This window comes from Roseibium sp. M-1, assembly GCF_054515675.1.
In genome coordinates this window covers 6,285,381-6,296,732 of record NZ_CM137257.1, presented here as the reverse complement: position 1 = coordinate 6,296,732, position 11,352 = coordinate 6,285,381, and the positions used below count along the sequence as shown (strand labels likewise).

The following is an 11,352-nucleotide window of genomic DNA, read 5'->3' as shown; positions in this document are numbered from 1 at the left end:
GACCTTTGCAACAATCTTGCGAAACTGACCCAAACCCCTAAAGCAAAATCAAAACCGCTTTCACCGGATTATCAGCCATGTCTGCCCCCTCGCGCCTGTCCGTCAATGTCAATGCCGTCGCCATGCTGCGCAACCGCCGCGACCTGCCCTGGCCGAGCGTGACGGGCCTTGCGGCGATTGCGATGGAAGCAGGCGCAAAAGGCATCACCGTGCATCCGCGCCCGGACGAGCGCCATATCCGCAAGAGCGATGTGTTCGAGCTGTCCGAGCTGATCGAGGACCGGTTCCCGAACAAGGAGCTGTGCCTGGAAGGCTATCCCGCACCCGACTTCATGAAGCTGGTCGAGGAAGCACGCCCGGAACAGGTTCTGTTCGTGCCCGACGAGCCGGGCCAGTCCACCTCCGACCATGGCTGGGATTTTTCAAAGGACACGGGCTCCCTTGAAGAAGCCATCGCGGCCGCCAAGGAATGGGCGATCACCGTGTCGCTCTTCTGTGACCCGGACCCGGCAGCCCCCGAGCATGCCGCCTGCATCGGTGCCGAGCGGATCGAGATCTATACCGGCCCCTATGGCGGCTGCTACGACGATCCGGCAAGGGCGGGCAGGGAGCTCGACAAGATCGTCGCAACGGCGGAAGCAGCCAGGGCTGCCGGTCTCGGCGTCAATGCCGGTCACGATCTGACCGTCGAAAACATACCCGCCCTTCTGGCCCGGGCACCGTTCATCCGGGAAATGTCCATCGGCCACGGCTTCACCGCCGATGCGCTGATCCATGGTTTTGCGGGCAGTGTCGAACGCTTCCGCCGGTCCATGGGCGAGATCTGAGGGACGCCTCCATGCAAGAGACGCTGGACCGGCAGATCGCCTTCCTGCTCGAGACGGACAAGCTGAAGGAAGTCGTGCGGCTGAACCAGCTTGCCTGCGGAAGCCGCCGCGAGACGACGGCAGAGCATTGCTGGCATGTGATCCTGCAGACGCTGACCCTTGCCGGTCACGCCCATGAAGGCACGGATATCAGCCATGTCGTCCGCCTGCTTGCGGTTCATGACATCGTCGAGATCGACGCCGGCGATCATTGGGTGACCGATGACAATCGCGGCGACGTCAAGGACCGGGAAATGACCGCCGCCGGCCGCCTGTTCTCGCTTTTGCCCGAGGTGCAGGGCCAGGACTTCAGGTCCCTGTGGCTGGAATTCGAGGCATGCGAGACCAGGGAAGCGCAATTTGCCAATGCCATGGATGCGCTGCATCCGATGGTGCTGGTCTTTGCCTCCGGCCAGGACGAACCGACCCACGAACCCCTATCCGCCGAGACCATGCGCCTGACCAAGGAATCCCGCCTCGCTCCCTTCCCGGACCTGTGGGCCTATGCCCAGGATCTTCTCCGGCGTGCCGTCCGGGACGGCCGTCTCCTGCCCTGAAATATCTTCCTGCCGCATTCGCGGTGCTTTCCAGCGTGAGCTATCCAAATGCCGTTCGATCTCTGGCTTTTGTTCGTCGCCCTGTCGCTCTTGCCGGCCGTCAGCCCCGGCCCCGGCGTCATGCTGGCGCTGTCCAACACACTGCGCTTCGGTCGCAACGCGACGCTTGCCTCGGCCACAGGCAACGCGCTTGGCCTCGTTTTGCTCGGCTATGCCGTCGCCTTCGGCTTCGGTGCTCTCATGGCAACCTCGGCCCTCGCCTTTACGATCCTGAAGGTTGTCGGCGCGGCCTATCTGATCTTCCTTGGCATCAAGCTCTGGCGCGACAAAAGCACCTTTCAGCTGCAGGACGGCGTGCTGACGGCGCGCAAGAGCGCCTGGAAGCTGTTTCTGGAAGCCTTTGTCGTCTCGATCACCAATCCAAAGGCCATCCTGGTGATCACAGCTCTCTTTCCGCAATTCATGCACCACGACGGCATCGACATGGTCGAAACCTCGATCCTGTCCTTCACCTATGCCGCCCTGTGCTTTGCCAACCACGCGGCCATCGCCTTTGCCGGCGGCCATATGCGCCGTTTCCTGACCTCGGACAGACGCATGCGCTGGGTCCGCCGCGTCACCGGCGGGCTGTTCGTGGGCTTCGGCACGGCACTCGCAGCGGCAAGCAGGTAGGAAATCCGGCGGGGCTCACCCGGACTGCCGAATCCGTTAGGCTGGGGACTGCCATTCAACCGGAACCCGCCGTCATTGCCTTTCAAGATCCTGACCTTTTGCGGCAGCCTGCGTGCTGCGTCGTCCAATCTGGCGCTGCTGGAAGCCGCCGAGCGCCTGGCCCCGGCGGGAATGACGCTTGTCCGATACGAGGCAATCGCCGAATTACCGCATTTCACCCCGGATCTCGATGACGATGGCCTGTTGCCGGAGAGCGTGCGCGACCTGCGCGACCGGGTGGCGGCAGCTGACGGGCTCTTGTTCGCCGTGCCGGAATACATGCATGCCCTGCCGGGCAGCCTGAAGAATGCACTCGACTGGATGGTTGGCTGCACGCGGTTTCCCGGCAAGCCGGTTGCCCTTGCCCACGTCACTGCCCGGCACGGCTTTGCTCCGGTTCAGCTGGAGGAAGTGCTTAAAACCATGTCTGCGCAGTTCCGTGCCGATGCCTGCTTCAACCTCTGCCTCACGAGCAATGCGCTGACAGCCGAGAAGGTCATCAACGACCCGAACCTCGCCTCGATTGTCCGGGAAGGGCTTCTGCGCTTCCAGTCAGCCTTGTTGACGCAATCCTGAAGCGAAGTTCCGGCAATTTGACCTTTTTGCGGGAAGGCCGCACTCTTGGCCGGACTGCGAGGCGAGGAGCCGACAATGAAGACCATCACCTCCCGCGAATACAAGCTGATCCTCAATCCCGGCCGTTTCCTCGACCGCAAAGCGGCCTGCAATGCCCTTCAGGATCTTGTCGGTTTTCTCGCTGAAAGACTTGGCGGCGAAATCAAGCGCCAGGCCAAGGAGGATGAACGCAGGACCTCCTATCTCGACACGGAGGATTTCGCACTCCACAAGGCCGGCTATGCATTTCGCCTGCGGTTCGAAGCCGGCGACAATGTGCACAAGCTGACGCTCAAGTACCGCGATCCGGATCTGATCCTCGCCGAAGCGGCTTCCCTCGAGACAGCAGACGGGCTGGATGCCGACGAGAAATTTGAGGAAGACCTGATGCCGCCGTTCAGGAGCGTCTTCTCGCGTTCAAGCGCGGTCCGCTTCAGTGAAGAACCGGATGTTTCCAACCTGGCCAGGGCCAGGGACATCTTTCCGGCACTCTCCGCATTGGACCTGCCGGGCGAGACGAAGCTCGCCACGGTCAATCGCTTCAGACCGACCGAGATTTTCCGCAAGCTCTGCAAGATCGATTTCGGTACCGGCGAACCGGTGAAAATGGGACTGAGCTTCTGGTATGCCGGTAAGGCAACGAACTGGCCCCTGATCGCCGAATGCGCCTTCGATTTCGCCTGTGATGAGGACACGGAGCATTTCGACCTCGATCAGGTGAGGCGCAGCAACGATCTCTTCCGGCTCCTGCAGAAACAGCCGGGCTGGTTCGATGCGGAGGCAACCACAAAGACACGCTATGCCTATGAAGGGCTGAAATAGGCAGTCCCTCAGAACTGTAACGGCGCATTGTCCGTTACCTCTTTCATGACAAAGAAGGTGCGCGTCTGCCGCACACCCGGCAGTGCGATGAGCTTTTCGCCGTGTAGCTTGTTGAAGTCGGCCATGTCGCGCGCCCGGATCTTGAGGAAGTAATCGAAATCGCCGGCCACCAGATGGCAGTCCAGAATGAAATCGGCCTTGCGGATGACCTCCTCGAATTCGGCGAAGCTTTGCGGTGTCGAGCGGTCCAGCACCACCCCGACGATGACAAGAGCGGAACGGTCGACCCTGACGGGATCGATCTGCGCACGCACGCCCTGAACATAGCCCTCGTCGAAAAGCCGCTGCGTTCGCCTATGGCAGGTCGCCGGACTGACATTCACCTGCGCGGCGAGATCGGCATTGCTGAGGCGGCCATCTGATTGCAAAAGCTTGAGAATTTTCCTGTCTATCCTGTCCAGATCTTCACTCATGAAAGAATCTTCCACAAATTAACATCATGATGAACACTCGTTTCACAAACCAACTTCAACGCTCTCAACTTCAGAAAATTTCCAAGAAACTATGAGAGCACCTTTCACCTGATTTCTGCAAGGCTTGGAGCATCATCAATCAACGCAGGTGCCCCATGAAGCTCGACAAGTTTGACCGGTATCCCCTCACCTTCGGCCCGACCCCGATTGAACATCTCCCCCGCCTGTCCGCAGCCCTCGGCGGCAAGGTGGAGATCTATGCCAAGCGGGACGACTGCAATTCGGGTCTTGCCTTCGGCGGCAACAAGTTGCGCAAGCTTGAATATATCGTGCCGGACGCGATTGCCTCCGGTGCGGACACGCTGGTTTCCATTGGCGGCGTCCAGTCCAACCACACGCGCATGGTCGCCGCGACCGCGGCCAAGATCGGCATGAAGTGCGTGGTGGTTCAGGAAAAATGGGTGCCCCATTACGACGCCGTCTATGACCGGGTCGGCAACATCCTGCTGACACGTCTGATGGGAGCGGATTCCCGCCTCGTGGATGATGGCTTCGACATCGGCATCAGGCAGAGCTGGGAGGATGCGCTTCAGTCCGTGCGCGACGCCGGAGGTGTGCCCTACGGCATTCCGGCAGGCGCTTCCGTACATAAATTCGGCGGTCTCGGATATGTCCGCTTTGCCGAGGAGGTCCGGCAGCAGGAAGCGGACATGGGCGTGACCTTCGACTATATCGTCGTCTGCGTCGTCACCGGCTCCACCCAGGCCGGAATGATCGTCGGCTTTGCGGATCAGAACCGGGCAGACCGCGTCATCGGCATCGACGCATCCGGAACGCCGGAACAGACCCGTCAGCAGGTGCGTCAGATCGTCGACAACACGGCAGATCTTGTAGTGCTCGGACGATCCGTCCGCAACGACGAGATCGTCATCAAGACAGACTACGCCTACCCGGCCTATGGCGTGCCGTCGGAAGAAACCAACGAGGCCATCCGGCTTGCCGCAAAGACCGAGGCGATGATCACCGACCCCGTCTACGAGGGCAAATCCATGCAGGGCATGATCGACCTGATCCAAAAAGGTGAAATACCCACCGGTTCAAAGGTCCTTTACGCCCATCTCGGCGGCGCGCCTGCGATCAACGGCTACAGCTACTATTACAAGGACGGCTGAGGCCGGCATCCAGGCGCTTGGAACGGAAGGAGACAGGACCGCAGGGTCCTGTCAGCCCGTCGTCTTGCAGGTGAAAGACGTGCCCTGCGGCCAGTCTACCGTCGCCTCGTTGCCCTTGATCCAGAAGAGAATTCCGAAATCGCCCTCGTAGCGGGCGCCGGAACCGCTCAGGCCCTGAACCACGATCTCGGTCGTATCGCCCCGCTCCAGCCGCGCCGAGGGCGGGTCGGTCGGGAAGAACGTCGCCACGATCTCGTCCGCCGGATTATCATTGCAGGTGTAGAAGACCGGTTTCTGCCCCTCGATCAGCTGATAACGGGCGGTCAGTTCCGCCACGCGGCGCTCATATGAGGCACGGATGCAGGCCAGTTCATCCTCGCCCTTCCAGCACTCGTCCCGCCCCTTCACCCAACCGCGCTGATAGGCCTTCAGGGTGTTCAGTTCTTCTTCCGCCCCGGCATCGAGCGATTTCGCAACACCGACCGCGCCCTCGTAGACGTCGGAGAGTTTCCGGTCGAGCGCCGCCAGATCGTCGTTGGAACAGATCAGCTTTTCCGCCGAGCTTTCGGCCTTGGAACAGTCGAAGGTGGGATCGGAGGCGAAGGCCGCCGGACCCCAACCGAACCAGGCGATCAACACGCTCAGACAGATTGCAAATCGATGCATTGCGGAAACCTCCCAATTCAATACCGAAACCATGCAAGTAGCGAAGCTCAGGTTGATGGCAAGATTTGGGAGAGGAGAAAAGGTCCGTCAGGCAGCTTCCGACCGTTTCATCTGCTGGTGTTCATCTTCCACCAGACCGATCTTCCAGTAGCCGGAGATATAGGTGTCGGCCTTCGGAACCTTGCGCTCGTTGTGAAGATGATCGCGCAGGGCGCGGATGACGGAGCTTTCCCCGGCAATGCAGGTCTGAACGGTGCCCGATGGCCATTGCATCGCCTTGACGAAGTCGATCTGGGCCGTGGAAGCCGCATGGACGTTTTCCTTGACAAGCCAGCGGATCTCGATACCGGCAGGCGCCGCAATCTCACGGATATCCGCGTCGGACGGCACTTCAAAAACGGCAATGCCCCTTGCGTCCGCAGGCATTGCCTCGAGTGTTGCCTCCACCACCGGCATTGCCGAAAGGTCGGCCGCCAGCAGGTACCAGTCGGCATGGAACCCGGTGATCTTCGGCTGGCTCGGCCCGAAGAAACCGAGGAACGATCCAGGTCCGGCCCGCTGCGCCCAGCGCGTCGCCGGTCCTTCGTCGCCATGCGCCACGAAGTCGATGTCGAGCTCAAGCACATCTGCGCGGAAGGAACGGACCGTGTAGGTGCGCACCGGATGGATCTTCTCCGACGGCGCATCCGGCTCGAAATAGGCCTCGAAGTCCTGCCGGCTTTCGCCGTCCCTCGGCAGCAGCAGCTTGCAGTTAGCGCCCTCGTGCTTCTCCGGGAAGCCTTCCAGCTCCGGGCCGGCGAAGGTGACGCGAATGAAATTCGGACTGAGGTAGCGGGCAGACTTGACGGTTAGAAAGCGGGGGCGGCGTTTCGGCGGTGTGGCCACGGGGCACCTCTAAATCTTGAGTACTGAAATCAGGATTTAACATCGCGGGGGTTCAATTTGAAGACCCGGGGCGAAGGAAAAGTGTAACGGGGTGTCCGGGAGCGGCTCGGTTTTGCCTCTCCACAGTCATTCCGGACAAGTGCAGCAGAGCTGCACGCCGATCCGGAACCCAGACATATTTCGCGCTGCAAGCGCGGCTTTTGTTTCTGGAGAGTTCGCTGCGCTCACGCTGACACGCTGGTTTCCGGATCAGCGCCCGGCTTCGCCGAGCTTGTCCGGAATGACGGTGAAGGATGTAGATAGGCAAAAAGCCCGCTTCGCAGCGGGCTTTCCGGGAGGAGAACAATCTATCGGCCAAGATCACTCCTGGATGATCGGCTCTTTGAGATCGCCCGGGTTCTTGTCCTTGATGATGTCCCAGTTGAGCGTTGCCTTGCGGATATAGCCCGGCACGTCTTCCTCGAAGCGTTCCTGAACCTTCGCCGAGTTGTTGAGATAGAGCTTGCCGTCGACAATCGACCAGGCCTCCGGCACCACCGGCACCTTGAAACCCATGGCGGCACCGAACGCGCAGAAGCCGCCATATTGGGGGGCGTATTTGGCGGGGTCTGCAACGAACTTGTCGCGGTTTTCGGCAGACGAGAATTTCCAGGTGACTTCGTCATATTCGGCGGTGAAGTCGTCCGTGCCCGCCACTGGCTTGCCTTCAGTGAAATAGGCAACCGGATCGGTACCGCCGATGGCGGTTCCGTCCTTGGTGAAAGTGGTAATTTCGTCGGCAAGGGCGGCAAAGCCGGTAACGGAAAAGAGTGCGGTCAGGCCCATCAGGACGGATTTGGAGGTATAGAGCGGCATGGACGTCTCCCTCGGGAGTTTGAAAATTCATTGGCGCTGAGCCCGAAGCTCCTGCGATCCGCAAGATGTCTTCTGCCGCGAGGATTGGCCAATCACCCTTAATCACAGAGCCGCTAACGGCGAGCGAGAAAAACGTGATGAGGCGTTGGATCACATTCCGGGGAGACCGGTTGTAACATCGGGATCGCGCGGCGCGACCAGTCCGAGCACCAGATAGATCGCCCGTTCGATATCCCCCTCGCCGATCCCGGCATGCCGGATCAGCAGCCGGAAATAGATCAGCCCGAGCAGCAGATCGATCCGCGTTTCCATGTCCGCTTCGAAGGCGGTGGCGATGAAGATCTGGCGCAGGACCAGGCGGCGGTTCGCTTCGGCCTCGTCCAGCACCCGCGCCAGCCCGGGCAGATGTCGATAGGGTACAAGCGCCCGGATCGCGCGGCCAAGAGGCGTTTCCTGCAAGGCCTTCACCGTGTTGCCGAGGCAGTGACGCAGGTCTTCTGCGACGCTGCCGCGCAGTGGCGGACCGGGATTGACCTTTGCAAGCGCTTCTTCGATGGCCGCCGCGATCAGCGCGCCCTTGTCGGCATAGCGCCGGTAGACCGCCTGTTTGCTGGTGCGCGCCCTAGCCGCCACTGCCGCGATGGTGGTCTTCTCGTAGCCGTGGTCGGCAAGCTCCCGAAGCGTTGCCTCCAGAAGCGCGCTGCTGACCCGGCTTTCCTGTGGCCGCCCGGCTGTGCCGCGCTCAGGCATCGGCATTAGTCGCCATTGTTGCCTCATAGTCCCGGAAGCCGTTTTCAATCCCGATCGTCACATTGACGATCCGCGCGAAGGGTCTGGCGAATATCTCCGTGTCACGCAGCTCCTCCCAAAGGTGATGATAGGCGCGCATGTCGCAGAAACGGCAGATGGCGAAATCAGAGAAGCCGCCTGCCAGGGCATCAGCGTCGAACCACTCGAAGGTCACCTTTTGATGGCACGCGAGGATGCCGCCGATCTTGGCGGCAAACCGCCCCCGCTCCTCCCGTGACAGGGCGAGCCAGGCCGGCTCGAAGGCAAGGTAGACGATGGCTGCCATCGGCAGCGGGCGGATCGTTTCCGGGACAGGAGACATGCGCATATCTCAATTACGGTTATAATTGGTACCGTATTAAATCGAAATCTTCAGTGGCGCAAGCGAGCGCGCTTGCCTTTCGCCGGAAAGCGCCGCAAACAAAGCCAAGCCTGCCCGCAGGACCGAACAAACGAGGAAGATATGTCTGTCGATACCGATACGGTGAAACGCGTCGCGCGCCTGGCGCGCATCAAGGTGAGCGAAGACGACGCCACCCGCATGACCGGCGAGCTGAACGCCATCCTGGGCTTTGTCGAACAGCTGGACGAAGTGAATATCGATGGCGTCGAGCCGCTGACCTCTGTCGTCGAGCAGACCATGAAGAAGCGCGAAGACGGTGTCACCGACGGCAACAAGGCCGCCGACATCACCCGCAACGCCCCGGCATCGGAAGACAATTTCTTCATGGTGCCGAAAGTCGTCGAATAACGGACCCTTCGGAATGAGCACGGACGCACCGGTCATCGGCATCGAAACGCCCCTCTCCGAAGACATGGGGGTGATGATTGCCGAGCTGAACGCGCTGCTCCTGACCCTGTCGCCACCGGAAGCCTGCTATCATATGACGCCTGACGAGATGGCGGGAAAAGCCACCACGGTCTTCACCGCCCGCATCAACGGCAGCCTTGCCGCCTGCGGCGCGCTGCACCGGCACGAGGACGGCATCGCCGAAGTCAAGCGCATGTACACCCGCCCCGCCTTTCAGGGCATGGGACTGGGTGGCCGGATCCTGGACCGTATCGTCGCATTGGCCGAGGAAGAAGGCTTTGCCGAACTGGTGCTGGAAACCGGCGACAAACACCCTGCGGCCTGGCGCATCTATGAGCGCGCCGGCTTCAGACGCTGCGGACCGGTGCTCGATTATCCCGACAGTCCCTATTCCATCTTCTATTCCCGGCCGATCGCGGCCCTGACCGAGACACATCCATGACCGACCTGACCAAACTGACGATTGCCGAGGCCCGCGAAGGGCTGAAGAACAAGGACTATACGTCCCTGGAGCTGACCGATGCCTTCATCGGCAACATCGAGGCGGCCAATGCCCAGCTCAACGCCTATATCACCGTCACCGCGGACCAGGCCCGCGAGATGGCGAAAGCCTCCGACGCCAAGCTCGCCAAGGGCGAAGGCGGCGCGCTGGAAGGCATCCCGCTCGGCATCAAGGACCTTTTCGCCACCAAGGGCGTCCACACCCAGGCCTGCAGCCACATCCTCGACGGCTTCAAGCCGCCCTATGAATCCACCGTGACCTCGAACCTGTGGGCCGACGGCGCCGTCATGCTCGGCAAGCTCAACATGGACGAGTTCGCCATGGGCTCCTCCAACGAGACGTCCTATTACGGCCCGGTCATCAACCCGTGGCGCAAGAACGGCTCGAACCAGGACCTGGTTCCGGGTGGTTCCTCGGGCGGTTCCGCTGCCGCGGTCGCGGCCCGCATGTGCATGGGCGCGACGGCAACCGACACCGGCGGCTCCATCCGCCAGCCGGCCGCCTTCACCGGCACCGTCGGCATCAAGCCGACCTACGGCCGCTGCTCCCGCTGGGGCGTCGTCGCCTTCGCCTCCTCGCTCGATCAGGCTGGCCCGATTGCCCACACCGTGCGCGACAGCGCCATTCTGCTCAAGTCCATGGCCTCCGTCGATCCGAAGGACACCACGTCCGTCGATCTGCCGGTTCCCGATTATGAAGCTGCCATCGGCAAGTCCGTGAAGGGCCTCAAGATCGGCATTCCGGCGGAATACCGCATGGACGGCATGCCTGCCGAGATCGAGGAGCTGTGGCAGAAGGGCATTGCCTGGCTGAAGGATGCAGGCGCAGAGATCGTCGACCTTACCATGCCACACACCAAGTACGCCCTGCCGGCCTATTACATCGTCGCCCCGGCGGAAGCCTCCTCGAACCTTGCCCGCTATGACGGCGTCCGCTACGGCCTGCGTGTGCCCGGCAAGGACATTGTCGAGATGTACGAGAACACCCGCGCCGCAGGCTTCGGTGAAGAGGTACAGCGCCGCATTCTCATCGGCACCTACGTGCTCTCTGCCGGCTATTACGACGCCTATTACCTGAAGGCCCAGAAGGTCCGCACCCTGATCAAGCGCGACTTCGACCTTGCCTGGGAAAACGGCGTCGATGCGATCCTGACCCCGGCTACCCCGTCGGCCGCCTTCGGCGTCGCCGACCAGGACCTTCATTCCGACCCGGTAAAGATGTATCTCAACGACATCTTCACCGTGACGGTGAACATGGCCGGCCTGCCGGGCATCGCCGTTCCCGCCGGCCTCAGCGGCGACGGCCTGCCGCTCGGCCTGCAGCTCATCGGCAAGCCGTTCGAGGAAAGCACGCTGTTCCAGATCGGCCAGGTCATCGAGGATGCTGCCGGTTCTTTCGAACCGGAAAAGTGGTGGGGCTGATTAACTTCCAATCTCGTTAGCGAAACGAGATACCCCCACCCCTAGCCCCTCCCCACAAGGGGGAGGGGGACCACGCTGCAACGCTGCTTCGAAATGCGGGAACGCCCGGGGTCTGAGAGAGGCAAGGTATCCGTCCGCTGACCGCAGCCGAATTCCCTTCCCCCTTGTGGGGAAGGGTTAGGGATGGGGGTACACGGCGAAGCCGTA

At 61.4% G+C, this 11,352-nt stretch carries 15 protein-coding genes; 9 read left to right on the top strand and 6 right to left on the bottom strand.

Features of this window, described 5'->3' with window-relative positions:
• Nucleotides 1-77 precede the first annotated feature (77 nt).
• From ACX3M4_RS28345 to ACX3M4_RS28325, 5 genes are all read left to right on the top strand, one after another.
• A complete protein-coding gene (locus ACX3M4_RS28345; protein ID WP_459356270.1) occupies nt 78-827 on the top strand; it encodes a pyridoxine 5'-phosphate synthase in 750 nt (249 codons plus the stop codon).
• A gap of 11 nt (nt 828-838) precedes the next feature.
• Nucleotides 839-1,423, top strand: coding sequence for an HD domain-containing protein (locus ACX3M4_RS28340; RefSeq protein ID WP_459356269.1), 585 nt, complete (start codon nt 839-841; stop codon nt 1,421-1,423).
• A 48-nt stretch (nt 1,424-1,471) separates the two neighbouring features.
• Nucleotides 1,472-2,095 (top strand): LysE family translocator, encoded by a 624-nt coding sequence (locus tag ACX3M4_RS28335; RefSeq protein ID WP_459356268.1) that lies wholly within the window; start codon nt 1,472-1,474, stop codon nt 2,093-2,095.
• 75 nt (nt 2,096-2,170) lie between these two features.
• Nucleotides 2,171-2,710, top strand: a complete 540-nt coding sequence (locus tag ACX3M4_RS28330) for an NADPH-dependent FMN reductase (RefSeq protein ID WP_459356267.1) — start codon at nt 2,171-2,173, stop codon at nt 2,708-2,710.
• A 75-nt stretch (nt 2,711-2,785) separates the two neighbouring features.
• Nucleotides 2,786-3,571 carry a hypothetical protein gene (locus ACX3M4_RS28325; protein ID WP_459356266.1) on the top strand — a complete coding sequence of 262 codons (786 nt, stop codon included), beginning with the start codon at nt 2,786-2,788 and terminating at the stop codon, nt 3,569-3,571.
• A gap of 8 nt (nt 3,572-3,579) precedes the next feature.
• On the opposite strand, the gene ACX3M4_RS28320 is transcribed toward ACX3M4_RS28325, so the two are convergent.
• A complete protein-coding gene (locus tag ACX3M4_RS28320) occupies nt 3,580-4,044 on the bottom strand; it encodes an Lrp/AsnC family transcriptional regulator (protein ID WP_459356265.1) in 465 nt (154 codons plus the stop codon).
• A 155-nt stretch (nt 4,045-4,199) separates the two neighbouring features.
• On the opposite strand from ACX3M4_RS28320, the gene ACX3M4_RS28315 reads away from it, so the two are divergent.
• The gene (locus ACX3M4_RS28315; RefSeq protein WP_459356264.1) at nt 4,200-5,216 is read left to right on the top strand and encodes a 1-aminocyclopropane-1-carboxylate deaminase; all 1,017 of its coding nucleotides are present in this window, start codon (nt 4,200-4,202) and stop codon (nt 5,214-5,216) included.
• Between the two features lie 51 nt (nt 5,217-5,267).
• Here ACX3M4_RS28315 and ACX3M4_RS28310 read toward each other — a convergent pair whose 3' ends face one another.
• The 5 genes from ACX3M4_RS28310 to ACX3M4_RS28290 all read right to left on the bottom strand — a co-directional run bounded on the left by ACX3M4_RS28310 (nt 5,268) and on the right by ACX3M4_RS28290 (nt 8,733).
• Entirely contained in the window at nt 5,268-5,882 is a 615-nt protein-coding gene (locus ACX3M4_RS28310) for an MliC family protein (RefSeq protein WP_459356263.1), read from the bottom strand.
• 87 nt (nt 5,883-5,969) lie between these two features.
• Entirely contained in the window at nt 5,970-6,767 is a 798-nt protein-coding gene (locus tag ACX3M4_RS28305; RefSeq protein WP_459356262.1) for a siderophore-interacting protein, read from the bottom strand.
• Between the two features lie 360 nt (nt 6,768-7,127).
• Entirely contained in the window at nt 7,128-7,622 is a 495-nt protein-coding gene (locus ACX3M4_RS28300; protein ID WP_459356261.1) for a YHS domain-containing (seleno)protein, read from the bottom strand.
• 150 nt (nt 7,623-7,772) lie between these two features.
• On the bottom strand, nt 7,773-8,372 hold the full coding sequence (locus ACX3M4_RS28295) for a TetR/AcrR family transcriptional regulator (protein ID WP_459356260.1): 600 nt from the start codon (nt 8,370-8,372) through the stop codon (nt 7,773-7,775).
• The gene (locus ACX3M4_RS28290) at nt 8,365-8,733 is read right to left on the bottom strand and encodes a darcynin family protein (RefSeq protein WP_459356259.1); all 369 of its coding nucleotides are present in this window, start codon (nt 8,731-8,733) and stop codon (nt 8,365-8,367) included. Before ACX3M4_RS28290 ends, ACX3M4_RS28295 begins: the two co-directional genes overlap by 8 nt.
• Nucleotides 8,734-8,874: 141 nt before the next feature.
• Between ACX3M4_RS28290 and gatC the strand changes: the two genes are divergently transcribed.
• The 3 genes from gatC to gatA are packed head-to-tail and all read left to right on the top strand — an operon-like array spanning nt 8,875 to nt 11,145.
• Nucleotides 8,875-9,162, top strand: coding sequence for an Asp-tRNA(Asn)/Glu-tRNA(Gln) amidotransferase subunit GatC (gene gatC, locus ACX3M4_RS28285; protein ID WP_459356258.1), 288 nt, complete (start codon nt 8,875-8,877; stop codon nt 9,160-9,162).
• A gap of 13 nt (nt 9,163-9,175) precedes the next feature.
• On the top strand, nt 9,176-9,664 hold the full coding sequence (locus ACX3M4_RS28280; RefSeq protein WP_459356257.1) for a GNAT family N-acetyltransferase: 489 nt from the start codon (nt 9,176-9,178) through the stop codon (nt 9,662-9,664).
• On the top strand, nt 9,661-11,145 hold the full coding sequence (gene gatA / locus ACX3M4_RS28275; protein WP_459356256.1) for an Asp-tRNA(Asn)/Glu-tRNA(Gln) amidotransferase subunit GatA: 1,485 nt from the start codon (nt 9,661-9,663) through the stop codon (nt 11,143-11,145). The genes ACX3M4_RS28280 and gatA overlap by 4 nt, the downstream gene beginning before the upstream one ends.
• Nucleotides 11,146-11,352: the final 207 nt, after the last annotated feature.